Below are 26,021 nucleotides of genomic sequence, written 5' to 3' on the forward strand. Positions count from 1 at the left end.
GCAGAGGAATAGACAATGGAACTGTTGCCAACCATCTGGTTCGTGGCCATCGCCGTGTTGTGGACCGGCTATCTCTTCCTTGAGGGCTTCGATCTCGGCGTAGGCATGCTCATGAAGCTGTTTGCGCGTAACAACACGGACAGGCGCGTCCTGCTCAACACGATCGGGCCTGTCTGGGACGGCAACGAGGTTTGGTTGCTCACTGCGGCCGGGGCCACGTTCGCAGCTTTCCCGTTGTGGTACGCCTCCTTGTTCTCGGCGCTCTACCTGCCGCTCCTCGGCGTGCTGGTGGCGCTGATCTTCCGGGCGGTCGCCTTCGAATACCGGGGCAAGGTGGACAGTGAACGCTGGCGCACCACTTGGGACTGGGCAATCGCCGTCGGATCGTTCGTGGCCGCTTTCGGCATCGGCGCGGCCCTGGCGCTTACCACCACGGGCTTGCCACTCAACGCCAACGGGGACCGCAGTGGCGGACCGTTCGCATGGTTCAGCGGCTACGCGCTCCTGGGCGGCTTCGGTGTCGTCGCGTTCGCTTTGGTCCACGCCTTGGCGTTCCTGGCGTTGAAGACCGACGGCGACGTGCGGCTCCGTGCCCGCCGGTGGTTTGTGCGACTGGTGCCGTTTGCTGTCCTGCCCATGCTCGCCTGGATGGTCGCGGTGCAGTTCCTTGCCGGAAAGCCGTGGACGTGGGTCATCGTTGTGGCCGGAGTCGCGGCAGTAGCTTTGGCCTGGCAGTGGGCCCGCAAGGGATCCGAGGGGCGGGCGTTCGGCGCGATCGGAGTTTTCGTGGTCTGCGCCACCGCATCGATCTTCGGGGCAGCATTCCCAGTGGTCATCCCCTCAACCGTGGATCCCGCGTTCAGCCTGACTGTTTCCAACGCTTCATCATCCAACTACACGCTGGGCCTGATGAGCATCGTTGCGGCGATCGGACTTCCCTTGGTTATTGCCTACCAAGCCTGGACGTACTGGGTGTTCCGGCGCCGTGTCAGTGCAGCCCACATTCCCGAAGCCCACGGCTTCCTTCCGGCGATCGCCGCGAAGGTGTTGGTTGCCAAGGACACCACCCCTTCCAACCCGGGAGCCTAGCCGCCTCATGAAGCCCGTGTTTCCCTCCGGCCCGGCCACTCGAGCCGCCCTCTACGGTATAGGCCTGCTCTCAGCCCTTAAGGCGCTGTCCCTGGTGCTCCTGGCCCAAGCCGTGGCGGGTGCGCTGGCTGGCTTGGCCGGAAGCCCGTCCGATTGGACCAACGGGCTGCTGTTGGGCGCCATCGGAGCGGTGCTAAGGTCCTTGGCTGTCTGGGGCCAGGGAGTTGCGTCGCGCCGCGCCGCGCTGGGGGTCAAGGAGGAACTGCGGTCGCAGCTCCTGAAGCGCTCACTGGCTGACGGCGGAACAACGGCAGTTGAGGGAACAAACGACGGCGGACTGGCGATCCTCGCTACGCGGGGGCTGGACGCACTGGACGACTACTACACCCAGTACCTGCCAGCCTTGGTGAACTGCGCCACAGTTCCGCTGCTCATCGGAGCCCGGATTCTCCTTGCCGACTGGGTGAGCGCCGTCGTCATCGTGTTGACCGTTCCGTTGGTGCCGCTGTTCATGATCCTGATAGGCCGGCACACGGAAGAGAACGTCAGGGATGCCCAAACTACCCTCCGCAGGTTGTCCGGGCACATCCTGGAACTCGCCAAGGGCCTGCCTGTGCTGGTGGGCTTGGGACGGGCCAGCGAACAGCGCGCCGCACTCGAAGACATTTCCGAACAGTACCGAAGCCGAACCATGGTGACGCTCCGGACGGCGTTCCTCTCGGCTTTGGCCTTGGAACTCATCGCAACCATCTCAGTGGCCGTTGTCGCCGTCTTCATTGGCGTGCGGCTGGTAGCCGGGGACATGGCCCTGGAAGCTGGGCTACTGGCGTTGATCCTTGCGCCTGACTGCTACCTGCCCCTGCGCGATCTCGGCACCGCCCACCATGCCAGCGATGACGGCAGGGCGGCCCTGGAAACGGCCACTGCAGTGTTGAAGGCGCCCAGCCACCAACGCCTTACCGACAACCAGCCGCCCAGCGCCGGGCCGGCCGACGTTGTCGTGACAGGCCTCACGGTAACCTACGCCGGACGGTCCGCACCCGCCGTCGAGGTTCTGGACTTCACTGCCCCCGCAGGCTCGATTACCGCACTCGACGGCGACAGTGGCGCCGGCAAGAGCACAGTCCTGGGTGTCCTGGCGGGCCTCGTCGGGCCAGGCCCCGGCGCAGCCGTGACCGGCACCATCACCGGCGCGGCCACCGGAGCGGTGGCCTGGGTACCGCAACACCCCGTGATGGTGGCCAACACCGTGCAGGAGGAAATGGAACTGTACCTCGGCGGGGAACACCCAGCGGATACCGCAGATGCTGTGGCGCGCATCCTTCGGAAGGTCTCCGCCGAGCACCTCGCCACCAAGCACCCTGCCGAACTCAGCCCAGGGGAGTTGCGCCGCGTGGCACTTGCCCGCGGTCTGGCACGAGTGGACTCAGGGGCTACCCTGCTGCTCCTGGACGAGCCCACCGCACACTTGGACCACTACTCCGCCAGCGTGGTCCGCTCTGCCATCACGTCCCTCCGCGGCTCAGCCACCGTCATCCTCGTAGCACACGATTCCGCCACCCGTGCGCTCGCCGACCACATAGTCCCTGTGAAGCCGCACAGCCGCACACCGACACTAAACGCTGCCTTCACCACGGACGTCGTTTCAACCGACATGCACCAGCCTTCGCTCAACGTCATCGCCGGTACGGATCCAGGCAGCCGGCAAGCAGCACTGGAAGAAGGCCTCCGCGCACACGTCAACCAAGGGCGGCTTCGAAGCCTGCAACGGCTCGCGCTGGTCCTGCGCCCGGTCCAAGGAAAGTTCGCCGCAGCTGGCGTCGTCGGAGTCCTCGCCGCACTTTTCGCAGTTGCCCTCTCCGGCCTGTCAGGCTGGCTCATCATCCGCGCCAGCGAACAGCCGCCCATCCTCTACCTCCTGGGCGCGATCGTTGGCGTACGTTTCTTCGGCATCGGCCGGGCGGTCCTGCGGTACTGCGAGCGGCTCCTGACCCACGATGCCGTCTTCGCTGCGATGACACGGCTGCGGGGCGCGCTCTGGGCCACACTGAGCCGCCGGGCACTGGCACTACGCCGGCTTTTGCAGGGCGGCAACGTCCTGGGCTCGATCGTGGACGATGTGGACACACTCAGGGACCTCCTCCCGCGGGTCGCCCTCCCTCCGCTGACGGCCGTGGGCGTCGCCGGTGCGGCCATCGTGGCAACGGCCATGGTTTTGCCCGCTGCCGTGCCAGCGGTTGCCTCTGCCGCCGTAGTAGGGCTCATCCTTGCGCCGCTACTGGCCGTCCTGGCTGACCGAAACGCCGCCAAGGCCGAACAACAGCTACGTTCGGGGGTGCTCCGCGGCGTTGCGGCCGCCCTCGACGCCCGCGCCGAACTGACCGCGAACAGCGTGGCCGGACGCATCCTCGCCATACTCAGCGACAAAGACCGCGATGCCACTGTTTCCGCGCAACGTTCCGCCTGGGCCGAAGGCCTTGGCCAGGCCGTCACCGTCCTCGCCTGCTCGCTCGCCGCCCTGTGGGCGGCCCTCCTGGGTGCCGGATCCGTGCAGGATGGTTCCGCCACGCCTGCCCTGGTCGCCGTGGTCGTTTTGATGCAGCTGGCCCTGGTAGAGCCTTACGCGGCAACCGTTTCCGCCGTTCGCCAAGGCCCGGCGCTCGCAGACGTCCTGGGGCGGGTGGCAGCTACGGGCGCGTTGTCCGTCCCCGCAGGTCCGGACCCCGATGATCACGACGCCGGTACGCACCCGTTGCCTGACCGGCCCGGTAAGGCGGGGCTTGAGTTGGAACGAATCGCTGCCGCGTGGCCCGGCGGCCCGGCGGTGTTCTCCGGAGTCAGTGCTGAGGCTGGGCCCGGCCGCTGGCTCTCAGTCACCGGGCCTTCTGGAGCCGGCAAATCGACGCTGCTATCGGTGCTCCTCGGCTTCCTTCCCGTGTCGGCGGGAACGGTACGGCTTACAGGTACGGCCGCCTGGTGCCCGCAGGAAGCCCACCTCTTCGACTCCACCATTCGAGGCAATCTCCTCCTGGCAAGGCCCGCTGGGAAGAAGCCGGGAGAACAGGAAATGTACAAGGCCTTGAAGGATGTGGGGCTTGACGTTTTGGTGGACACTTTGCCGGAGGGGCTCGATACACGCATCGGACCCGCCGGGGCTTTCCTCAGCGGTGGTGAGCGACAACGCCTCGCCATGGCCAGGACTCTCCTGACGGGGGCCAGCGTGCTGTTGCTGGACGAACCTACAGCGCACCTTGATGCTGCAGCTGCGCGCGACATGATGGCCGCGCTGCGTCGGGGTCTGAGGGACGTGACAGTTGTGTTGGTGACCCACAATCCCGAGGACATCGATCCCGCGGACGCAAGGCTCGAGCTTGCCCGCGCGGCTGAGCTGGTGGGATGGCCTACCCACCAGTAGCCTAGTTGGCATGCCTTGTGAGGTTCCACCCCTGATGCAGCCCGATGCCAGCCGAACCGGTCTGCAGTGGAGGCCTGCCACAACTGGAGACCTCGATAACTGGGCGGAACTGATCGCCCGGACTGCCGCCGTCGAGCATCCCGTCTGGTTCGAAAAGCGCGGCGACCTTGTCCACGTCCTGGAGTCCACCAAGAACGACCCCAGGACCAACACCTTGCTGGGATTCGACGCCGGTGGCGTTGCGCGCGCCTACGGACGCATCACAAAAAACCCCGAAGGGGACAAAGCCACAGGCATGGGTTGCGTAGACCCGGACTGGCAGCGCCGGGGCATCGGCTCGGCGCTGCTTGCGTGGCAGGAAGCACAGGCCCGCAACCGGTTCCGGGCTGATACGGAGGCAGGCCACACCACTGCGCCGCCCCGCCTCCGCATCCAAACGGAAGAACAACACCATCACCAGGCAGCGCTGCTCCGGGCGCGGGGGTATGGCATTGTGCGCTGGTTCAACGAAATGCACCGGCCGTTGTCCATCCCTGCCCCCGATGCACGCCTCGAACCCGGACTCAAGCTGGGCACGTTCCAGCCATCCCTCCAAGAAGCCGTGCGCCAAGCCCACAACGATGCCTTCAGGGATCACTGGGGAAGTGAGCCACGCGACGAAGAGACGTGGCGGTTCACCATTGAGGAACCCACGGCAAGGCACGATTGGAGCGCCGTGGTGGTCGACGCCGCTACGGGCGAAGTGGCTGGATACCAGCTGGCCAGCCACGATCCCGACTCAGCAGCCGTCCGCGGCTTCAAGGAGGGTTACACCGAGCTGCTTGGAGTCCGGCGGGCCTATCGTGGCCGGGGCATAGCGCAAGCGCTGCTGGCCGACGCCCTGCGGCGGTTCTCCGCCGCAGGGATGGATATTGCGTCGCTGGATGTGGATTCTGCCAATCCGACCGGAGCACTGGCTCTCTATCTCGGAATGGGATACCAGCCGGTGAACCGAAGCATGATGTGGGAAAGACGCTCTAGCTGGCTTCCTTAGCCGTCAACATCGTGGAGGTGATGGACGACGTCGTGCAGGAAGTACTGCGAGAACGTCAGCACGGTGAATTCGGAACCGTTGCTGCGCCGCCCGGTACGCTGCCACTCGTCCTGCACCACCCGGGCGAAGGACTCGGCAATTTGCTCCCCTTCCGCGATCAGTTCGTCGGCAACAACGCGGGGATCCGAACGTCCATATTCGGCGTCGATCGCCGCTTGGTCCTGGTCCCAGTTGGCAAACGCGGCGTTGTCATCGCTCAGCATCAGGTTCAGCCTTTGGTCGAAGAGGCTGAAGACGTCGCGCACGTGGCACGCATATTCCAAGGGTGACCAGGTGTGGTCGTTGGGGCGCACTGCTACGTCCTCGCGGCGGAGGACGGCACGCCACCTTGGAAGCATGTTCAGGACCGTTCCGGGGACAGTGGACGGCGTGACGGTTGAGGCGTCAAAGCCGCACTCGGGGCAGGGCCGTGAAAGCACCCATGTCCAGTCTTTTTCGTCAGGGATGATCGGCATGCCGCCAGTCTATGGCGTTACCGCCCGGCAACCCCGGACAAGGCGTAAAATCCGCAGCCATTTGCCCATTACTTCGTGCCCGCCCAGGAGTAAAGTTCGTTCCGGGGGGAGAGCCGGAAAGAGAAAAATATGCTCAAGGATCAGCAAGTGGGTGCCGTTCTGCCGGCATCGGATATTGCCCGGGCGCGCGCGTTCTACAGCGAGAAACTCGGACTCGAACCGGAAAATCCAGACGCCGACGACAACCTGCAGTACAGGTGCGGAGACGGGACGGGATTCTTCATTTACCAAACACCCAATGCAGGTACGGCCAAGAACACACAGATGGGCTGGATGGTCAGTGATGTCGCGGCCACGATGGCGGAACTCCGCGAGAAGGGCGTCGAGTTCGAAGACTACGACTTCCCCGGGCTCAAGACTGAAAACGGCATCGCCACAATGCCTGACGGAAGCGCCGCAGCGTGGTTCCTGGACACTGAAGGAAACATACTGAGCATCAACCAGAACGGCTAACCCGGCCGGAAAGGCCTCACCGGGGCCAAGGCAACAGCAAGGCCGGCGGTCTGCAAACCGCCGGCCTTGCTGTATTTCCTTACAGGATTGCTACTCGGTTGCCGCAGCCGTTTCAGGCCACGCCATGCTCGGACCGATCGCCTCCACGGGCTGAGAAAGGGGCACGCCTGAACCATCCCTGCGGCCGTGCTCATGGGGGAGCGCCCTTGCCACTCCGGCCGCCGATGACGCCTTTGCTGGTCCGTGTCCGGCCCACGCCAGGAGCAGGGTGTCTTCACCTTTGAGGAAGCGGTGGACGCGCACGCCACCGGTGGCCCGGCCCTTCGCGGGATACTCTTCGAAGGCCGTCACCTTCGCGGTTCCGGGCGCGGTGCCTGGCAGGGCGCCGTTGGTACCGGCAATGGTCACCACGACGGCGGCAGGATCGTTGGCGCGCACGGTGCCGAAGTGAATCACCTCGTCGTCAGCGGCAAGCTTGATCCCCGCCATACCGCCCGCCGTTCGTCCCTGCGGACGCACGTTGGACGCACTGAACCGCAGCAACTGGGCCTGCTTGGTCACGAAGACGAGTTCGACGTCGTCCTCCTGCGCGGGTTCCACGGCAAGGACCGTGTCCTTGTCCTTGAGGGAAATGATTTCCCAATCCTCACGGTTCAACGGGTATTCCGGCTGAACACGCTTCACCACGCCCTGCACCGTTCCTACGGCAAGGATGGCATCCAACGGAACCAACGCAACCAAAGTCTCGCCCTTGACCAAGGTGATGAAATCCTTGGCCGGAACTCCACCGGCCAGGTTTGGCAGACCTCCAACAGGGGGGAGGGCGGGCATGTCCATGACCTGTAGGCGCAGCATGCGGCCCAGGGAGGTGACCGCTCCGATCTCACCGCGCGCTGTGGTCTTCACCACCGAACGGAAGACGTCGTGCTTCGCCCGCGGACCAGCCTCGGCCAGCGGTTCCTGGTTGGTTGTACGTGCGATCTGTCCGGACACGCTCAGGAGCGCCCAGCAAGGATCGTCCGGGATTTCCAGGGGGAGGGCCGCGGCCTTGCCTTTGGGGCCCGGGGCCGCAGCCGCAAGGGACGCAGCCACCGTGGGGGAGACTGCCTCGGACTCCAGGAGCACGGTCCGTCGGGGAGTGCCGTACTTCGCAGCGATTTCGGCCAGTTCACCTGAAACGAGGTCGCGGAGCAGCTGGTCGGAGCCAAGGATGGCCTCAAGGGCTTCGATCTCGCGGCGCAGCTCGTCCTGCTCCTTCTCCAATTCAAGGCGCGAGTACTTGGTCAGCTGCCGCAAGCGCAGTTCCAGGATGTAGTTGGCCTGGATCTCGGTGAGATCGTAGATGGACATCAGCCGCTCACGCGCTGCGGAGGCTTCATCCGAGGAACGAATGATCTGGATGACCTCGTCGATGTCCACTATCGCGATCAAAAGGCCCTCCACCAGGTGGAGCCGGTCCTTCTTCTTGCCCAGGCGGAACGCGGTCCTGCGGCGGACTACGTTGAGGCGGTGGTCCACGTACACCTGCAGGAGCTGCAACAGGCCCAGGGTCTGCGGCTGGCCGTCCACCAGGGTGACGTTGTTGATGCCGAAGGAGTCTTCCATGGGCGAGTAGCGGTACAGCTGCTGGAGCACGGCGTTGGGGTTGAAGCCGTTCTTCAGTTCGATGACCAGGCGCAGCCCATGGTTGCGGTCGGTGAGGTCCACGACGTCGCTGATGCCAGTCAGCTTCTTGGCGTTGACGGCATCCTTGATTTTTTCGATGACTTTTTCCGGGCCCACCATGTACGGCAACTCGGTCACTACCAGGCCCGTGCGGCGGGCGGAGAGCTGCTCCACCTCAACTTTGGCGCGCGTCTTGAACGAACCGCGACCTGTGGCATAGGCATCGCGAATGCCGTCCAGGCCCACGATGCGGCCACCCGTGGGAAGGTCCGGACCCGGGATGTATTTCATGATGTCATCGAGCGTCGCATCCGGATTGGCGATCAGATGACGTGCGGCAGCAATGACCTCAACAAGGTTGTGCGGAGCCATGTTGGTGGCCATACCCACCGCAATGCCTGTGGTGCCGTTGACCAACAGGTTGGGAAACGCTGCCGGGAGGACCTCGGGCTGCGTCAGCTGGTTGTCGTAGTTGGGGACAAAATCCACTACGTCTTCATCGAGGTGGTCCGTCATGGTCAGCGCAGCCGCTGCCAGGCGAGCCTCGGTGTAACGCGGAGCTGCGGGACCGTCGTCGAGCGAGCCGAAGTTGCCGTGCCCGTCGATCAACGGCAGGCGGAGGGAAAAGTCCTGGGCCATACGCACCATGGCGTCGTAAATCGCGGCATCGCCGTGCGGGTGGAGCTTTCCCATGACTTCGCCCACGACTCGGGCACTCTTGACATGGCCCCGGTCCGGGCGCAGGCCCATGTCCGCCATCATGTAGAGGATGCGGCGCTGAACCGGTTTCAGGCCGTCACGTGCGTCAGGAAGGGCACGCGAATAGATCACCGAGTAGGCGTACTCCAGGAAGGAGCCCTCCATCTCGGAAGTGACGTCGATGTCGACGATGTTCTCGGTAAAATCGCCGAGGGGCTCGCCCTTGCGTGCGGGAGTTTGGCTGCGGGCCATGGGGTCGGTGGATCCTTAAAGATGTACTGCGGATGTTTTAGCTAGGCTAAGCCTATGGTGGATCAGCCCGGCGTCGGCATTTATCCGGAATATTGGGAGGCCGATGTCGTCCTGCGCGACGGCGGGACAGCCCACCTCCGCCCCATACGGCCGCAGGACGCCGAGGCTTTGCAGACGTTCCACGCGGGCCAGTCGCAGGCCTCCATCTATATGAGATTCTTCTCCTTCAAGCCCAAGCTCTCCGGAAAAGAAGTGCGGCGCTTCACCGAAGTGGACCATGTGAACCGGGTGGCATTCGTCATCACGATCGGCGGCGAAATCATGGGAGTGGGCCGCTACGACCGGCTGGAAGACCCCGACGAAGCCGAAGTCGCCTTTAACATTTCCGACGCCCATCAAGGCCGTGGCATCGGCTCGATACTCCTGGAGCATTTGGCGGCCGCCGCACGGGAGAACGGAATCCGTAGATTCATCGCCGAGGTCCTGCCCGAAAACCGCAAGATGCTCATGGTGTTCGCCGATGCCGGCTATGACCTCAAGCGCGGGTTCGATGACGGCGTGGTGAGCGTTGAGTTCAATATTGATCCCACCGAGAAATCGCGGGCAGTTATGGAGTCACGCGAGCACCGCGCAGAGGCGCGCAGCGTACGCGACCTGCTGGCGCCGTCGTCGGTGGCGGTGATCGGTGCCAGCCGCAAATGGGGGACAGTCGGCTACCAACTCCTGGAACACATCATCGAGGGCGGCTTTAAGGGCCCGGTCTATGCGGTCAATCCCGAGGCTTTCGAGCTCGCTGGCATGATCTCCTTTGCCCGGTTATCGGAGATCCCAGGCCCCGTGCAGTTGGCCATCATCGCAGTTCCTTACGAGGAAGTGCCCAAGGTGGTGGACGACTGCGCAGCAGCAGGCGTCAAGGGAATCGTGGTGGCAACTGCAGGATTTGCCGACGACGGCGAGAGGGGCCTTGCACGCCAGCATGAGTTGGTGCGGCGCGCCCGTGCCAACGGCATGCGGGTGATTGGGCCCGAGTCTTTGGGGATCCTTAACACGCACCCTGCCGTGTCCCTCAATGCCTCCATGGCTCCCAGCATGCCGCCACGCGGCGGACTGGGCCTTTTCAGCCAGTCGGCCGCTGTGGGTGTGGCCGTCTACGCCGCGGCCCGGCGGCGTCGGCTTGGCCTGTCCACCTTCCTCTCCGCAGGGAACCGTGCAGATGTCTCGGGCAACGACGCCATGCAGTACTGGGAGGACGACGCCGATACTTCCGCAGTAGGGCTCTACCTTGAGTCAATCGGCAATCCGCGCAAGTTCTCCCGGCTTGCCCGCAGGTTGTCCCGGAGCAAACCGGTGATCGTGGCAAAGTCCGACGTCACGGGCCTGCGCCTGCCGCCAGGACATGAGGTCCGGACCACGCAGGCACCCGCCGCCGCGGTCGATGCAATGATGCGACAGGCTGGCGTCATCAGGGTGGGGACCATTGAGCAATTGATGGACATCGCCCAGATCGTCTCCTCGCAGGCATTGCCCGCTGGCCCTGGCGTGGCCGTTTACTCCAACTCCGTCGCCTTGGGGAAAGTTGTCGCTGACAGTGCGGGACCCCTTGGTCTCGATGTGAACCGGATGGTAACCGACATCGATCTCGACGCCGGCATGTCGCTTGCCCTTCCAGCGCTCCGGAAAAGCCTGCAGGAAAGCCTCGCGGACGAATCCGTCAACGCTATCGTGGCCGCACTCCTGCCTGCACGGGGACTGACCGTGGAAGCGTTGGCTGGTGTCCTGGCTGAGTGTGCTGCCGAGGCCGGCAAACCGGTAGTGGCAGTGTTCACGGGAATTCTGGACCCCTCCATTCCCGTAGAAGGCATGCTGGGGGACTCCGGCGGACCGTTGCTGCCGTGCTATTCCAACGCAGGTGCCGCTGTGGGGGCGCTGGCCGCGATTGTTCGCTACGCACAATGGCTGGACCGCGACCAAGGTCTTTTCGTCGAACCCGGTGGCTGCGACGTGGACGGGACAAGGGAGGCGTTGACCGGCATGCTGGCTGGCGTGACCGGCGAGAAACTCCGGAAGCTCGACGCCGGTGCTGCCGCGGAGTTACTGGCCCGCTACGGTATCGCCGTGGTGCCGACAATCGGCTTTGGGACACCCGGAGAAGCTGTTGAAGCAGCCCAAAACCTGGGCTGGCCGGTGGTCCTGAAGACCACTGATCCGGCGCTGAGGCACCGTTTGGACTTGGGCGGCGTCCGGCTGGATATCCAGGATGCCGAGTCCTTGCGGCAGAACATCGCCCAGATGAAGCGCGCACTGGAGCCTTATGGTTCGCCGTCACTTGAAGTCCAGGCAATGGCCCCGGTAGGCCAGGCATGCACGTTCCGCGCCATGGAGGATCCCTTGCTGGGTCCAGTCGTATCTTTCGGCTTGGCCGGAGATGCAGTGAATCTCCTGGACGATTGGGCCCACCGGGTGCCGCCGCTGTCCGCTGCAGACCTGCACGATCTCATCCGCTCGCCGCGGGCGTCCAGAAAGCTGTTCGGCTACCAGGGACTCCCTGCAGTGGACGTGCCTGCCCTCGAGGACATCGCTGCCAGGCTGGCCAAACTCAAGGATGACCACCCCGGAATCGCCCTTGTGGAGTTCAATCCGGTTCTCGCTGGTGCTGCCGGTGCAACGATTCTGGGTGCCGATGTGTGGATCGGAAACGCGGCGCGGCGCACGGACAGTGCCCGGCGGGCGATGCGTGGGTAAGCGTTCCCTGCACGCCAGCGACAGGCTTGGCGGCGGGGCAGGCAGTTAGGAAGTCCCCAGTGGATCTGTGAAAATGGGGGGAATGAGCACCCAGTCTCCGACGCCTCAGTCCCGTCCGTCCAATACCGGGCACCACACCGCCCACAACCATAGCTCGCAGGGACAGAGCCTGGATCAAGCGCTGCAGCAGGCTGGTTTCTACCCCCGGCTGGTTGCCGACGTCGTTGATGACGCGTTGGACGGCCGCGAATGCTTGTCACACCTGGTGCACCTTGAGACACACTTTGATCGCGCCGAGGTCCGCCGTCACATCACGGTTCTCGTGCTCACGGAAGACATGCTGGTGATCACCCACGTTGACGACCAGCAGCTGGATGAAGCCGGGGAACAGATCGTTGCCCAGATTTCCACGGAGTCCGTGCCCGTGGCCCAGATCCGTTCGGTGGTCCTGAGCTACATGTACGCCCAGCCACAGGACTACAAGCCGTCCGATCCCGTGCGGGAAATGACGGTATCCATAGCCTGGTCCGGCGGGCAGCGCCTGGACATGGGGCCGGCAAGCTGTGGGGATCCCCAGTGCGAGGCAGACCACGGCTACAGCGGAACCATCGCGCAGGAAGACATCGTCCTGCGCATCAGTGCCGAAGCGGACGGCCTCCAAGCGGTCCAGGACGCCAAGGTCTTCGCCCGCGCTCTGCGTGCCGTGAACACGGCCAATCCCACACCCGTTCCGCACGCCGGCATCCCCGCGCCGCGGCCACGTTCAGGGGTCTTCAGCAACCGCTTGAGCCGCGGACACCAGCGTTGAGGGTCACTGCACAGGAGCACATGCAAACAACCCCGGGTGCGGCACCGGCCGCCGACCTCCCTTCGGCTCCGCTCTTCGGGAGCAGGTCGATCGCCGAGGTCTTCACCAGTGCGGCCGCGAGCATGGGCCTTCCCGGATTCGCCAACCAGCTTCACCTGCCTGCCTCGCAACGCGTCTGCGTAGTCCTTGCCGATGGACTGGGTCGCAACTTGCTCAAGCAAAAGGCCTCGCATACACCGTTTCTGCGTTCCATCCTGGCCGCCGGGCAAGGCAGCGTCCCCAACTGGATTGATTCAGCCTTTCCCAGCACAACTGCGGCTTCCCTTGCCAGCCTGGGCACCGGGCTCCCCGCGGGGCAGCATGGCATGGTGGGCTACGACGTCCTGGATCCTTCGCAGGACAAAGTGGTGAACCTGCTTGGCAACTGGGACGCACACGTAGATCCTGCTGTTTGGCAGCCACACGCCACGGTGTTCGAGCGCATATCGGCGGAAGTCGACGTCGTCACCGTAAGCCTCCCGCAGTTCGGGAATTCCCCCATGACCCAGGCAGCCCTCCGCGGCAGCCGTTTCGTGGGCGGTACCACCCTGCATGCGCGTACTGCCGCCGCAGCGGAGGCGATGTCCGGCGGGGGCCGTTCGCTCATGTACTTTTACGTCAATGAATTGGACAAAGCAGGCCATCGCTACGGCTGCCAGTCCGACCGCTGGGAACACCAGCTTGAAGAACTCGACTCCACGGTGAAGAGACTGTCCGCAACGCTGCCCGCGGGAACCACGATTGTGGTGACCGGGGATCACGGAATGCTGGACGTTCCTGAGTCCCAGCGCATTGACTACTCCGCAGATCCTTCACTCGTTGCCGGAGTCCGCCATACTGCCGGTGAACCCCGCATGGTGCACCTTTACCTCGAGCCCGGCCTTCCCGATGCGCAGCGTGAGTCGCTGATTTCCGCGTGGCGGACACGGTTCGGTGAACGCATCTGGGCCTTCACCCGTGAGCAGGCGATCCGCGCCGGGTTGTTTGGGGATGTCCAGCCAGAGGTAGCCGCTCGCATCGGCGATGTCATGATCGCCGCCCGGGACACCTTGGCACTTTATGACACCCGCAGGGTCCGCCCGGCATCGTTGGAAGTAGTAGGCCAACATGGTTCCCTGACCAAGGCAGAACGCGAAGTGCCGTTCCTTTGCTTCCCCGCAGCCGGTAAAAAGGGCAAGCGTGGCTGAACTCGTCTTCTTTTCAGGCACCATGGACTGCGGTAAGTCCACGCTCGCCCTGCAAATGGACTACAACCACCGCGCGCGGGGCAGGGGTGGCGTACGTTTCAGCTGCAACGACCGTGCCGGTGATTCAACAATCTCCAGCAGGTTGGGCCTGCAGACAGACGCAGTTGAAGTCCGGACCGACACCGATTTCTGGGAGGAAGTAGTTGTACGCCGGACCAGCGGGCTTCGCGTGGACTACCTGATCTGTGACGAAGCCCAGTTCTATTCGGCTGTCCACGTGGAGCAGCTGGCACGCTTGGTGGATGAGATGGACGTGGACGTCTTCGCGTTCGGGATCACCTCGGACTTCCGTACCACCTTGTTTCCCGGCTCGCAGCGTCTGATCGAGCTCGCCGACAAAGTGCAGGTCTTACAGGTCGAGGCCTTGTGCTGGTGCGGGCGCCGCGCAACCCAAAATGCACGAACGGTGGACGGCATCATGGTGGTGGAAGGCGACCAGGTCATGGTTGGCGACGTCGCTCCCCAGCACGCCAGCGAGGTCCCGGGCTTGAGCGATGCCGTTCAGCCAGGGGCAGATCTTGAAGCAGCTCTTGGCGATGAACCCGTGGTTGGATATGAAACGTTGTGCCGACGCCACTACATGCGCCGAGTGACTGCCCACGGGGCCAACCTGATGGCCGGCGCAGACCAGACTCTTCCGTTCGACGTCGATGCCTGCCTCTGGCCCGGTGCTGGCTCTGGTTCGATGCGGCGCTAGCCGGCCTGCAACTGTTGTCGCCTGCGATGTTGCCGTGGTGCTGCCTGCGTTTGTTGCCGTTGTGCTGGACTAGTTGTACTCAGTCAGTAGGTTGTTTGCACCTGCTGATGGGTGGTTTGCCTCCGAGGCTGCTGTGCGGCCGGTGGTTGTTGTAGAAGTCTAGCCATGGCTGCAGGGCGTCTGTCCGGGCCTGGTTGGAAGTGAATGGTTGCCGGTAGGCCCAGCCTTCTTGAAGGGTGCGGTTGAAGCGTTCTGCTTTGCCGTTCTGCCAGGGATGGCGGGGTTTGATCAGGACGTGCTTGGCGCCCAGTGCAGCGAGTGCGTCCTGGAAATCTTTCGATAACCGGTAGGCAAAGGCGTTGTCGGTCATGACCCGTCTGACTGGCGCGCCGTTGGCTGCCATGGCCGCTGCGGCCCGGGTGAGGAACCCTGCGCAGGTCGGGCCTTTCTCGTCGGGCAGGACCTCGGCGTAGGCCAGACGAGTGTGGTCATCGACGGCCACGTGGACGTAGTCGAAACCGACCCTTGTATGGCCTGTTGAGTGGTTGCGGGCGGATTGGTTCGGGTCTGCCCGCCAGCCTCCGCCGTCGGGAATCCGGCCTAGTTTCTTGACGTCGATATGGATCATGTCTCCGGGAGCGTCGCGCTCGTACCGGCGGTCCGTGGCACGGGATGCCCGGATCCGTTCCCCGGTCACCGGGTCCAGGTCCCACAGCCGGGGCATGCCCGCGCGGGTCAGAATGCGGGAGACCGTCCGGGCGCTCGTCCCGCACCGGGCTGCCAGGCCCGCTGGCCCTTCGCGGTGCTTCACGCGCTGGGTCAGGACATCGGCAACCAGCGCAGCAGAAGTCGCGTGTGGGCACGACCTTGGGCGGGAGCTGCGGTCCTCGAGGCCGGCCCAGCCATGGGTGCGGTACCGGCTGATCCAGCGGTGCGCGCAGGTCCTTGAGATGCCCATTTCTTTGGCCACATGGGCCACGGGACGGCCGGCGAGGACGCGCTCGATAAGGATCCGCCTACCGGTCGGGGTCAAGCGGGCATTACGGTGGGACATGAAGACCTCTTAGTCGTTGGCTGTGTGTGGTAACCACCAACCTAAGAGGTCTTCACCTATTCACGATGTAACCAACGTCCTGACTCAGTACAACTAGTCGCCGCGGGCGCCGAAGACGATCTCGTCCCAGCTGGGAATGCTTGACCGCTTAGGCCGGGAGGGCTGGCGCTCTACGGTTGCCTCAGCGTCCTTGTGCGCGCCTCCTTCCCTGGCTTCGAGTGATGCCTTCTCCTGTGCAACTGACTGGGCACCGGATGCAGGACGATCAACCTGTGCCTCCGGGATCACAGCCCCGCCAAGCAGCTCATCCAAACCCGCCCGCTGCATGGTCGCCTTTTCCTGGGCGGGTCCCTTTTCCTGGGCGGGTCCCTTTTCCTGGGCGGGCGCCTCCGCGTCGGTGGTTTCCGGAGCCCTGCCAGCAGCCGGCTTGCGTCCAGTCAAAGACGTGACAGGCCGCAGCGGACTGGCCACAACAGTTATTTCACGTGTTTCCGTGCTGACACCGTCGTGGAGTTTCAGGGGGTCTTCCTCGTTCGAGTCATGGTTCCGGGGCGCCAGGCTCAGCCGGGACAGCATCGATGGCCGTCCATCCTTCCGTAACGGCTCAGTCGCCGGAGGGGCACTGGATTCCTGCTGATCCGGGGCTGCTTCCTCGGCGGGCTGCTGGTCTTCCGCGCCGGTCCTCGGGTGGGCTGCCGGAACGTTGCTGAGCAGGACAGCCAGGGCGTCGTCACCGTCTTCGTCCACACCGAGGCGCTGCCCGCGGCGCGAGCGGAGCATTTCCAGCAGGCTGTCGGATTCCTTCGCAGACGCGCGAGCTGCGGTTTCGGCGTCGGTCTCGAAATCGAAGGGACGATCCGAAACAGCGGCAAGCCGGCGTGCAGGAACTGGGCCGTCCAGCGGCTCCAGTTCGCTGAGCTGCTGGGCCCAGCGGTTGGCGTTTTGGAGGGATTTCCGTTGCGGACTGAACGTCCACATCGCTGGTGGCTCCTCGCCAATACTTCCGTGGGTGCCAGGGACCGCGTCAAAGCGCGCGACGACGGTCCAGGAACCGTCCGAGCGGCGCCAGGAGTCCCATTCAACCGTCGAAGAATCGATGCCGTGCGCGGATAGCCGGTGGGCCACCATTTCGCCAAGCGTCGCTGGGTTGTCGCCAAAGACAGAGCGGTAGATGTCATGCCCCGGGGCGGGGGACGCTACTTCGATGTTGCGGGCCTGCTGCGCGACGTACTCGCGCTCAGCGAGGACGGGGCCCTCATAACGCTGCACATTGGCAAGCGGCAGCCCGGACAACTCGGAGACTTCGGCAGCCGTGGATCCACTGCGGATTCTGGACTGGATATCCCTGGGGGACATGGCAATTGGAGTGATTGAAGCCCGCGCGGCAACCTGGGCAGGGGTCCGGCTCGTCGCGGCACGAAGTGCCTCGTCGATCGGAAGCTGGAACATCGCACCGCCGGGTCCGCTCAGGAGCAGATGCCCGCCGTCGTCGTGGACGCCTACCAGCCGTAGATCCTGCATAACACCCTCCACCACATGGCATAACTGACATTCGAAACTCTGCCACCCAGACTGCCCTTTTCCTACTAGGACAAAGGGCGTGCCGTGATATTCCGGCGAAAATGGCAGATTTCCGGGCGGATCCTTTCCGTTATCCGGAGGACAATTTGGCGCCTCTGGACAATCGCTGGACAGGGGAGGACAATCTGGCCGATATCGGGCACAAATCCGGGGCGTCCGGCGTTACACCCTTAGACCGGCGGCGGGCAGGAAATCCGCCAGGCCGGAATCCCACCCGGAGCAGGTACGGAGGATGAAGAAGGACCATGGCCACGGATTATGATGCCCCTCGAAAGACCGAGGAAGACGTCAGCGAGGACTCCATTGAGGAACTCAAGACGCGCCAGTCGGGGAAGCAATCCTCCGCGGTGGACGTCGATGAGACCGATCTTGCCGATGGCTTCGAGCTCCCGGGAGCGGACCTCTCCGGAGAAGAGCTCCTGATTCAGGTCATGCCCCCGCAGCCTGACGAATTCACGTGCTACAACTGCTTCCTGGTCAAACACCGCTCACAGATTGCCACAGAGAGGGATGGGCACCTGTACTGCACCGAATGCGAGAGCTAGCTGTACTAACCCGGTTGGTTGGTGACGCGACTGGCCGGTGAGGCGCCCTATCGCGTGCTCAACGCGGCGACGAGTTCGTCCGGCCTGCGGGAAGACACCAACCAATAAGGCGTTCGGTCGGCGGGATCGGTGATGGCGATTTTGACTACGGGATCGATCCACCCGCGGAAACACATGTACGCCAGCCCATTGAGGCGGGGGCCACGCTCGGCGGTGGCCTCCTCTTTTTTGAACGCCTCCGCGGTGCCGACGAATTTTCGCTCGATGGTGGCCCGCCCCACCCTCAGGCTGTCCCGCGTCACGATGATGGTGGGCGTTGAGACCACCAACAGGATGGTCATGATCGCTAGGAGAACCAGGGCGGCGATGATGCCCGCAGCGGCGCTGATGGGTGCGAACATCAGGATTCCAGCGCCCGAGAGGCCCACGACGACGATCCAGATCCAAATGGTTGGCCATAATTTCTCGGTGAACAGTACCTCGGAGGCGGTGGGATTGTTCCGGGCAGGCACGGGAGCGGACTGGTCAGACGTAGGCATGGGTCCAGCTTATCGGCCCTTGGCGTGGCTACTTGCCGGAGTGCCTTCATGGATGGGCCCAGTAGAGATGGGCCCAGTAGAATAGTCCACTGTGAGCAACGAGACCGCAGTATTCAGTAATGAGACCACCGCAGCGTACGGCGCGCCCACTTTGGACGTTCAGCTGAAGATGCTCGACGCCGGGTTGGAAGCCCCCTCCTATGCGCACCCCGGCGATGCCGGCGCGGACTTGCGGGCCCGCGAGGATGTGAAACTTGCCCCTGGAGAACGGAAATTGGTTCCTACCGGCGTTTCAATTGCCCTCCCGGACGGCTTTGTGGCACTCATCCACCCGCGGTCCGGCCTGGCGACCAAGCACGGCCTCACTGTGGTCAACGCACCCGGAACTGTGGACGCAGGTTACCGCGGAGAAATCGCGGTCACACTGCTCAACACCGATCAAAACCACGCCATTGAGCTCAAGCGCGGCGATAGAATTGCCCAAATGGTTATTCAGCGCGTTGAGTACGCGCGCTTCGTGATGGTTGATGATCTGTCCGACTCCGCCCGGGGAACGGGCGGCTTTGGTTCCACCGGCGGATTCAACGCACCGGTGGCCGGATAACCCACGGGGTTGCGGTTTACTTGGGGATAGACCACTACTAAGGAGACAACCCAATGCTTTTTGGGCGCGGCAAAAAGTCCAAGGCCGAGCGGCCGGAAACCGCTGGCACCGTCGAGGAAAACGACGCGGCTGAGGCAAGAATCCCTGCAGCTGGCGAGTCCGGCACCAAGGGTGATTTCCGGCTTGGCAAAGGCCCTTGGGACATCGATGAGATCGAGGACCGCGATGGATACGTGGATCTTGGCGCACTCCTGATCGCCCCGGCCGACGGACTCCAGTTACGGCTGGAAGTGGAAGAAGCTACCCAGCGCGTGGTGGCCGTTACCATGGACCTGGCCGGCTCAAGCCTCCAGCTCCAGGCATTCGCTGCCCCGCGTTCGGAAGGCCTTTGGGATGAGATCCGCGAGCAGATCGGACAATCCGTAGCCAGCCAGGGTGGCGAGACTGAAGAAGTGCCTGGAACGTTTGGCACGGAGCTCGTGGCGAAACTGCCAGCCGAGGCTACCGATGGCAGCCGGGGTTTCCGCGCCGCCCGCTTCATGGGTGTGGATGGTCCCCGGTGGTTCCTTCGTGGTGTCCTCGGTGGCGAAGCGGCACTGGACCGGGAGGCCGCGGCAGGCTTGGAAGAACTGTTCCGGCGCGTGGTTGTTGTCCGCGGTGACAACCCTATGCCGCCGCGCGAATTGCTGCAGCTGCGCCTGCCCAAGGATGCTGCCGCCCAGGGCCCAGCCCAATCCCAGGCGGCAGCTGCCGAACCCGGCGCACAGCAAGGCGGGCCCGCCATGCAGCAGCCGGAGCGTGGACCGGAGATCACCCAGATTGGCTGATACGCCAGGCTCGTCGGGGCCTGCCAGCGAGCATCCCCATCAAGGCATCCGCGACCTACCCGCCCGTGGAAGGGCCACGTGCACCGGATTCATCGAATCTGTCACGCATCAACCGCCAAGTGAGCAACCCTTCTTTTCGGCAATCATTGTGGATGCCTTGGAGCACAGTTCGCAATCGTCGATCGGCGGTGGGGGAGTGAAGAAGCCGTACACGCGGCTCCGCGTCATCTGGTTGGGCAGGGACCGGGTACCCGGAATTGAAGCGGGAGTGGAACTGCGATTGAACGGCATGGTGACCCAACTGGACGGCCTGCCTGCGATGTTCAATCCACGCTACGAGATACTTTCCCGTCAGGAGCACCTATGACCATGGCCAACGGACCAGAGCCGAAGGATCCCACACAGCCCGGGCCGGGGAAGAGTGAAACCACGGCTACGGGGTCAGCCACGACCCCGGCAAGCAAAAGCCCGGGCGTTGCCGATTTAGCTGCTGGCTATGCAGAAAAGGCGGGACTCCACCGCAACAGTGCCGGCCATGTGGACATGTTGAAGTCCGCCGGAGGAGTCCAAGGCATCGCGGAGAGCATCCTCCCGGGCCTTCTCTTCCTCGTGGTGTTCACTGTCAGCCGGGACCTGACGGTTTCCCTTGTGGCGGCGTTGGCTACCGCGGCAATCTTCACCGTTGTCCGCCTGATCCAACGACGTCCCTTGACGCAGGCACTCGCCGGTGTGGTCGGCGTCGGGATTTCTGCGTGGTTGGCCAACACCACCGGGAAGGCTGAAGACTTCTACGTTCTCGGCTTCTTCACCAACATTGCCTATATCACCGGCATGGTGCTGTCCATCGTGCTGAAATGGCCCATCGCCGGCTTGTTGTTTGGATTTGTCCGGAACGAGGGCCTTGAATGGCGTAAAGATCCTGAGCGGCTGCGGGCCTACCAGCTTGGCACCTGGATTGTTATAGCCGTACTCGCGCTGCGGCTAGTGGTGCAGGTGCCCCTGTACTTCCTGGGTGAGCCAGGGTTGACGGCATTGGCTACTACGCGGCTCGTGATGGGTGCACCGCTGTATATCCTCGGCCTTTGGGTGGCTTGGCTTGTGACCAAGCCGGCACCTCAACCGTCGAAGCCGTCGTCCTCGGCCTGATCCGCAACGTCTGATGCGCCATCGCGGGGCCCTTGGCCCGCCATGGACGCTGGTGACAATAGGGCCCGGAGGCCGTTCTCTGCTGCGATGGTGGTCACGAAGAACAGTTCGTCGCCACCATCCAGGACGTCATCGCGGCTTGGGGTGATGGGCGCCTGATCGCGAAGGATGGCTACCAGGGTGGCATCTTCAGGCCACTCGATAGCGCCCACCGTGCTCCCAATGACGTGGGAGTCGTGGGGGACTGTAAATTCCACGATCGAGGCGACGCCGGTCTGTAAGGTCAACAGCCGTACGATGTCGCCGATTTCCACGGCCTCCTCCACCAGGGCAGTCATGAGCTGGGGAGTGTTGACGGCGACGTCCACACCCCAGGAGTCATTGAACATCCAGTCGTTCTTGGGGTTGTTGACGCGCCCAACAGTGCGGCCCACAGCGAATTCCGTCTTGGCGAGCAGCGACACCACAAGGTTCACTTTGTCGTCACCCGTTGCGGAAACCACGACGTCGGCATCCTCAAGTTTCGCGTCCTGCAGGGTGCTGAGTTCGCAGGCGTCGCCCACCAGCCAGCGCGCACCCCGAAGGCCACTGCGGCCAATGACCTCGGGCTTGAGGTCGATGAGCAAGATCTGGTGGTTGTGGGCCAAGAGCTCACGGGCGATGGACGAGCCGACGCTGCCTGCGCCAACGATGACAACTTTCACTAAAACTCCTTGGCCGGTGCTTTGGCGAGGACCCGGCTGATCTCCGAGGTCCTGTCCAGGCTCAACATTGCGTGGACGGTGTCGCCTTCCTGATAGGCCGTACCCGGCTGGGGCAGGAGGCCCTCTCCAAAGCGCGTCAGGAAGGCCACGCGGATGCCTGCGGCAGCTTCGATGGACGTCAGGTTATGGCCAATCCACCCTTCGTGCAGATCCACTTCGGCCAGGACGAGCCGCCCGGATGGCTCACGGTAGTCGCCGGCGAGATGCTGCTCGGGAAGGATGCGCCTGAGGACCTGGTCGGCGCTCCAGCGCACGGCGGCCACGGTGGGGATGCCGAGGCGCTGGTAAATTTCGGCGCGGCCGGGATCGTAGATGCGGGCCACGACGTGTGCAACATGGAAGGTCTCGCGTGCCACGCGGGTGGCCAGGATATTGGAATTATCACCACTGGAAACAGCGGCGAATGCGTAAGCCTCTTCCACCCCGGCCTGCTTCAGGGTGTCCCTGTCGAAACCAACGCCAGTGACCTTGCGGCCGGTAAACGTGTTGCGCAGCCGACGAAACGCCCGTTCGTCCTGATCGATGATGGCCACCGAATGGCCGGCGTCTTCCAAAGTGTGTGCCAGGGTTGCGCCAACACGGCCGCAACCCATGATCACGAAGTGAGCCACCGTGTCTCCTTATGTGTGTTTACCGTGCCGCTGCGTAAGACTTTACCGGTGCGGTGGACGTAAAGCGGAGACCGCCGTCATGACATCGCTGGGGATTCAGAGTAGTTTTGCGAAAGTGTTGACAATACTGAATGCAGCGAAGCGGGTGTTGGTGGGCCGGCCAGTCCGGAATGACCGCCTATCCCACACCCTCTTGCCCAAACGCATCGCTTTGCCCATCTTCGCCTCGGACGCCCTGTCTTCAGTGGCCTACGCGCCGGATGAAATCCTGCTGACCCTGGCTCTTGCCGGCGTCAGTGCGGTTGCGTTCTCGCCGCTGGTGGGGCTGGCCGTGATGGTGGTGTTGCTTACAGTAGTGGCCTCCTACCGGCAGAATGTGCACGCCTACCCATCGGGCGGAGGCGACTATGAGATCGCCAACGTCAACTTGGGAAGGTACGCCGGGCTCACAGTCGCTTCGGCGCTCCTCGTGGACTACGTCCTGACCGTTGCAGTGTCGATGTCGTCCGCGGCAGCGTATCTCACAACAGCAATCCCTTCGCTGCACGGCCAACAGGCGATGATCGCAACTGTGGGCGTGATCATTCTCGCGTTGGTCAACTTGCGGGGCATCAAGGAAGCCGGAACGGTCTTCGCCGTTCCCACGTACATCTTCATGGCGTCCATCCTGGGAATGACCCTCGTCGGCATTTTCCAGGCCCTTACGGGACAACTGGGCGAGGCACCATCCGCCAACTTCACCATCGTGCCCGAGGCCGGCTTCGATGAAGGCCTGGTTGGCCTTGCCGGTGCGTTCCTGTTGCTGCGGGCCTTTTCCTCGGGCGCTGCCGCCTTGACGGGTGTGGAGGCGATCAGCAATGGTGTGCCCAACTTCCAAAAGCCCAAGAGCAAGAACGCAGCCACAACGCTGTTGCTGCTTGGCGCGATCGCGGCGGCCATGCTTGCGGGCATCCTGTATCTCGCAAACGCCACGAAGGTGCACATTGTCCTGGATCCCGCCAAGGAATTCCTCCTTGATGGCAAGCCGTTGCCCGAGGGCTACATCCAAAACCCGGCGATCAGCCAGATCGCGGACACTATTTTTGGGGCGGGTTCCATTCCCTTTTACGTCGTGGTGGCTGCCACTGGCGTCATCCTCGTGTTTGCTTCCAATACCGCGTTCAACGGCTTCCCTGTACTGGGCTCCATCCTGGCGCAGGACGGCTACCTTCCCCGGCAACTCCGCACCCGCGGCGACAGGTTGGCCTTCAGCAACGGCGTGCTTGCCCTGGCGGCCGGGGCGCTGGTCCTCATCCTTTCGTTCAACGCCGATGTCACCAAGCTCATCCAGCTGTACATCGTAGGTGTCTTCATTTCCTTCACCGCCAGCCAGCTCGGCATGGTCCGGCACTGGGGCCGCGAATTGAAGCTGGCCCGGGATAAAGCCATCCGCCGCAGGATCATCAAGTCCCGGACCATCAACATGGTGGGGTTCGGCATGACTGCGCTGGTTCTGGTGATCGTCCTCATCACCAAGTTTGAGCAAGGTGCCTGGATCGCGCTGCTGGCCATGTTCGTGCTGTTCCTGATCATGTGGAGTATCCGGGCGCACTATGACAATGTTGCCAAGGAACTGGCCGTTGACGAGGATTCCTCGCCGCGCGCGCTGCCTACCCGGGTCCACGCCGTGCTGCTTGTTTCGCACGTCCGCAAACCCGTACTCCGTGCCCTGGCTTACGCCCGGGCGTCGCGGCCATCGCGGCTCGATGCGATTACCGTGGATATCAACTCCGAAGAGACAGAACACACCGTCCGGGATTGGGAAAAGCTGGAAATTCCAGTACCGCTCACCGTCCTGGCCAGCCCCTACCGCGAGACCGTGACTCCGATCATGGAGTACATCAAGAACATGAGACGCGACTCACCCCGCGACCTGATCGTGGTGTACATCCCTGAGTACGTCGTGGGCAAATGGTGGGAGCAGCTGGTCCACAACCAGACGGCACTCCGAATCAAGACGCGGCTCCACTTTGAACCTGGAGTCATGGTTGCCAGCGTTCCGTGGCAGCTGAAGTCGTCCGAAGAAGCAAAGGCACTGCAGGATACCCAATGACCTCCCACAGCATTTCCCCTCTCACTGAAAACAGCGGAGGCCAAGGCACGCCGGGCACCGAACTGATCGTTGACGTTGGCCCCATCGCGCATGGCGGGCACTTCGTCGCACGCCATGAAGGCCGCGTCATCTTCGTACGCCACGGCGTTCCGGGGGAGAAGGTCCGTATCCGGTTGACCGACTCCGGTGACTCGTCGCGCTTCTGGCGTGCCGACGTCGTCGAAGTCCTGGAAGCCTCGCCGGACCGCGTGCCGCACTTCTGGAAGCTGGCCGACTCGCTGGCGGCGTGGCGGCAGGGAAATCCGCCTGTTGGCGGTGCCGAACTCGGCCACATCTCCCTGCAGCGGCAGCGTGCCCTGAAGGCTGAAGTGCTCTCGGAACAACTCAAGAGACTTGCTGGCCTGGACCTCGCCGTCGAGGTTGAAGCAGTGGGTGCCCCCGACGGCGGACTCGGCTGGCGTACCCGCGCCAGCTTTGCCGTCACACCCAAGGGGCGGCTGGGTATGCATGCCCACCGATCAGACGTGGTGGTGCCCATCCGGGAGATGCCCTTGGCCCTTCCCGGAATCAACGATCTCCGGTTGTGGGACCTGGACCTCAGCGGGATAGCACGTATCGAAGTGGCGTCGCCGGCCAATGGCTCCAGGCCTCTTGTGTTGCTGGCACCGGAGGAAGCCACCAGTCCAAAGCGGCTCCACAGCATCCTTTCGCAGTTGCCGCACGATGTTTCAGTGGCCAGCTTTGATCCCGGCAAGGGCCAGGTGCTGCAGCTTCGGGGCCGGACCTGGGTGCAGGAATCGGCAGCCGGTCACGAATACCGCGTCACAGGCGAAGGCTTCTGGCAAATCCACAAGGACGCGCCGGACACCCTTGTCAACGCGGTGACCGGCTACCTCGCGGGCGGAGGGTACCTCCAACCAGGTGCTGCTGTAGCGGACCTCTATGCAGGCGCAGGCCTGTTTACTGCACCTTTGGCTGACGCAGTAGGAGTTACAGGTTCGGTATTGTCCGTTGAAGGGGCGCCTGGCACCAGCCGTGATGCGCGCAAGAACCTGCACGGAGAATCCCATGTTGAAATCGTGCAGGGACGGGTGGAACGGGTCTTGCACCAACGCCCCCGGAACTTCGATTCCTTGGTCCTGGACCCGCCGCGCGTAGGGGCCGGAAAGGCCGTGGTGAACCAACTCATGGCTTCGCGTCCCCGGGCGATTGCCTATGTGTCCTGTGACCCGGCTTCTTTTGCACGTGATCTGGGTTACTTCCAGCAAGGCGGCTGGCGCTTGGAATCGTTGAGGGCATTCGACCTGTACCCCAACACCCATCACTTGGAGACCGTCGCGCTCATCGTTCCCGCTGCTTAGGCAGGTTATCGCCCGCCACGCCAGCGCATGGCGGGCGATGCGGGCCGTGCAGCATTCGGCGGAACTGCCCTCCAGCAGTGCTTGAACGTGATCGATGCCACTACGATGGGCGTAGTAGTCCCGCATAGTAGCCCCACTCCGCATGGTTCCGCACGGCGGACAGGGGTGACCAACTGAGAGTGC

At 63.6% G+C, this 26,021-nt stretch carries 22 protein-coding genes; 15 read left to right on the forward strand and 7 right to left on the reverse strand.

Annotated elements, in window-relative coordinates:
* Positions 1–15 precede the first annotated feature (15 nt).
* From cydB to LDN75_RS08735, 3 genes are read left to right on the forward strand one after another with little or no spacing between them, the layout of a single operon-like run.
* Positions 16–1,089 carry a cytochrome d ubiquinol oxidase subunit II gene (gene cydB, locus LDN75_RS08725; protein WP_223936789.1) on the forward strand — a complete coding sequence of 358 codons (1,074 nt, stop codon included), beginning with the start codon at positions 16–18 and terminating at the stop codon, positions 1,087–1,089.
* 7 nt (positions 1,090–1,096) lie between these two features.
* The gene (gene cydD / locus LDN75_RS08730) at positions 1,097–4,504 is read left to right on the forward strand and encodes a thiol reductant ABC exporter subunit CydD (RefSeq protein ID WP_223936796.1); all 3,408 of its coding nucleotides are present in this window, start codon (positions 1,097–1,099) and stop codon (positions 4,502–4,504) included.
* 34 nt (positions 4,505–4,538) lie between these two features.
* Positions 4,539–5,537 carry a GNAT family N-acetyltransferase gene (locus LDN75_RS08735; protein WP_223936797.1) on the forward strand — a complete coding sequence of 333 codons (999 nt, stop codon included), beginning with the start codon at positions 4,539–4,541 and terminating at the stop codon, positions 5,535–5,537.
* Here the strand turns inward: LDN75_RS08735 and LDN75_RS08740 are convergent.
* Complete coding sequence (locus LDN75_RS08740) at positions 5,534–6,052, reverse strand: DinB family protein (RefSeq protein WP_223936798.1); 519 nt, start codon at positions 6,050–6,052, stop codon at positions 5,534–5,536. The two genes, LDN75_RS08735 and LDN75_RS08740, sit on opposite strands and share 4 nt — an antisense overlap.
* A 129-nt stretch (positions 6,053–6,181) precedes the next feature.
* Between LDN75_RS08740 and LDN75_RS08745 the strand changes: the two genes are divergently transcribed.
* A complete protein-coding gene (locus LDN75_RS08745) occupies positions 6,182–6,565 on the forward strand; it encodes a VOC family protein (protein ID WP_223936800.1) in 384 nt (127 codons plus the stop codon).
* 90 nt (positions 6,566–6,655) lie between these two features.
* Here the strand turns inward: LDN75_RS08745 and LDN75_RS08750 are convergent, their stop codons facing one another.
* Complete coding sequence (locus LDN75_RS08750; RefSeq protein WP_223936806.1) at positions 6,656–9,181, reverse strand: DNA topoisomerase IV subunit A; 2,526 nt, start codon at positions 9,179–9,181, stop codon at positions 6,656–6,658.
* Positions 9,182–9,235: 54 nt separating this feature from the next.
* Between LDN75_RS08750 and LDN75_RS08755 the strand changes: the two genes are divergently transcribed.
* From LDN75_RS08755 to LDN75_RS08770, 4 genes are all read left to right on the forward strand, one after another.
* The gene (locus LDN75_RS08755) at positions 9,236–11,923 is read left to right on the forward strand and encodes a bifunctional GNAT family N-acetyltransferase/acetate--CoA ligase family protein (RefSeq protein WP_223936817.1); all 2,688 of its coding nucleotides are present in this window, start codon (positions 9,236–9,238) and stop codon (positions 11,921–11,923) included.
* Between the two features lie 82 nt (positions 11,924–12,005).
* A complete protein-coding gene (locus LDN75_RS08760) occupies positions 12,006–12,731 on the forward strand; it encodes a DUF5998 family protein (RefSeq protein ID WP_223936819.1) in 726 nt (241 codons plus the stop codon).
* Between the two features lie 20 nt (positions 12,732–12,751).
* Entirely contained in the window at positions 12,752–13,957 is a 1,206-nt protein-coding gene (locus LDN75_RS08765) for a nucleotide pyrophosphatase/phosphodiesterase family protein (RefSeq protein WP_223936821.1), read from the forward strand.
* Positions 13,950–14,714, forward strand: a complete 765-nt coding sequence (locus tag LDN75_RS08770) for a thymidine kinase (protein ID WP_223936823.1) — start codon at positions 13,950–13,952, stop codon at positions 14,712–14,714. Before LDN75_RS08765 ends, LDN75_RS08770 begins: the two co-directional genes overlap by 8 nt.
* 79 nt (positions 14,715–14,793) lie before the next feature.
* Here the strand turns inward: LDN75_RS08770 and LDN75_RS08775 are convergent, their stop codons facing one another.
* Positions 14,794–15,768 (reverse strand): IS481 family transposase, encoded by a 975-nt coding sequence (locus tag LDN75_RS08775; RefSeq protein ID WP_223936825.1) that lies wholly within the window; start codon positions 15,766–15,768, stop codon positions 14,794–14,796.
* Positions 15,769–15,861: 93 nt separating this feature from the next.
* The gene (gene sepH / locus LDN75_RS08780) at positions 15,862–17,289 is read right to left on the reverse strand and encodes a septation protein SepH (protein ID WP_223936827.1); all 1,428 of its coding nucleotides are present in this window, start codon (positions 17,287–17,289) and stop codon (positions 15,862–15,864) included.
* Between the two features lie 305 nt (positions 17,290–17,594).
* On the opposite strand from sepH, the gene LDN75_RS08785 reads away from it, so the two are divergent.
* On the forward strand, positions 17,595–17,894 hold the full coding sequence (locus tag LDN75_RS08785) for a DUF4193 domain-containing protein (protein ID WP_216923072.1): 300 nt from the start codon (positions 17,595–17,597) through the stop codon (positions 17,892–17,894).
* Positions 17,895–17,941: 47 nt separating this feature from the next.
* Here LDN75_RS08785 and LDN75_RS08790 read toward each other — a convergent pair whose 3' ends face one another.
* On the reverse strand, positions 17,942–18,433 hold the full coding sequence (locus LDN75_RS08790; protein WP_223936829.1) for a DUF3093 domain-containing protein: 492 nt from the start codon (positions 18,431–18,433) through the stop codon (positions 17,942–17,944).
* A 91-nt stretch (positions 18,434–18,524) separates the two neighbouring features.
* On the opposite strand from LDN75_RS08790, the gene dut reads away from it, so the two are divergent.
* Genes dut through LDN75_RS08810 form a run of 4 tightly spaced genes read left to right on the forward strand, consistent with a single transcriptional unit; the run spans position 18,525 to position 21,010 of the window.
* Complete coding sequence (dut, locus tag LDN75_RS08795; protein ID WP_223936831.1) at positions 18,525–19,037, forward strand: dUTP diphosphatase; 513 nt, start codon at positions 18,525–18,527, stop codon at positions 19,035–19,037.
* Positions 19,038–19,090: 53 nt separating this feature from the next.
* Complete coding sequence (locus LDN75_RS08800) at positions 19,091–19,864, forward strand: DUF3710 domain-containing protein (protein ID WP_223936833.1); 774 nt, start codon at positions 19,091–19,093, stop codon at positions 19,862–19,864.
* A complete protein-coding gene (locus tag LDN75_RS08805) occupies positions 19,857–20,231 on the forward strand; it encodes a hypothetical protein (RefSeq protein ID WP_223936841.1) in 375 nt (124 codons plus the stop codon). The genes LDN75_RS08800 and LDN75_RS08805 overlap by 8 nt, the downstream gene beginning before the upstream one ends.
* The gene (locus LDN75_RS08810) at positions 20,228–21,010 is read left to right on the forward strand and encodes a DUF3159 domain-containing protein (protein WP_223936847.1); all 783 of its coding nucleotides are present in this window, start codon (positions 20,228–20,230) and stop codon (positions 21,008–21,010) included. Before LDN75_RS08805 ends, LDN75_RS08810 begins: the two co-directional genes overlap by 4 nt.
* On the opposite strand, the gene LDN75_RS08815 is transcribed toward LDN75_RS08810, so the two are convergent.
* A complete protein-coding gene (locus tag LDN75_RS08815) occupies positions 20,980–21,714 on the reverse strand; it encodes an NAD-binding protein (protein WP_223936854.1) in 735 nt (244 codons plus the stop codon). The two genes, LDN75_RS08810 and LDN75_RS08815, sit on opposite strands and share 31 nt — an antisense overlap.
* Entirely contained in the window at positions 21,714–22,385 is a 672-nt protein-coding gene (locus LDN75_RS08820) for a TrkA family potassium uptake protein (protein ID WP_223936855.1), read from the reverse strand. Before LDN75_RS08820 ends, LDN75_RS08815 begins: the two co-directional genes overlap by 1 nt.
* Before the next feature lie 79 nt (positions 22,386–22,464).
* On the opposite strand from LDN75_RS08820, the gene LDN75_RS08825 reads away from it, so the two are divergent.
* Both LDN75_RS08825 and LDN75_RS08830 read left to right on the forward strand, forming a co-directional pair.
* Entirely contained in the window at positions 22,465–24,477 is a 2,013-nt protein-coding gene (locus LDN75_RS08825) for an APC family permease (RefSeq protein WP_223936857.1), read from the forward strand.
* Positions 24,474–25,838: a TRAM domain-containing protein gene (locus LDN75_RS08830; protein ID WP_223936859.1), complete on the forward strand. Its 1,365-nt coding sequence runs from the start codon at positions 24,474–24,476 to the stop codon at positions 25,836–25,838. Before LDN75_RS08825 ends, LDN75_RS08830 begins: the two co-directional genes overlap by 4 nt.
* Positions 25,839–26,021: the final 183 nt, after the last annotated feature.

The sequence above is a fragment of the Arthrobacter sp. StoSoilB5 genome, assembly GCF_019977235.1.
In the GTDB taxonomy this organism is placed as follows: Bacteria; Actinomycetota; Actinomycetes; order Actinomycetales; family Micrococcaceae; genus Arthrobacter.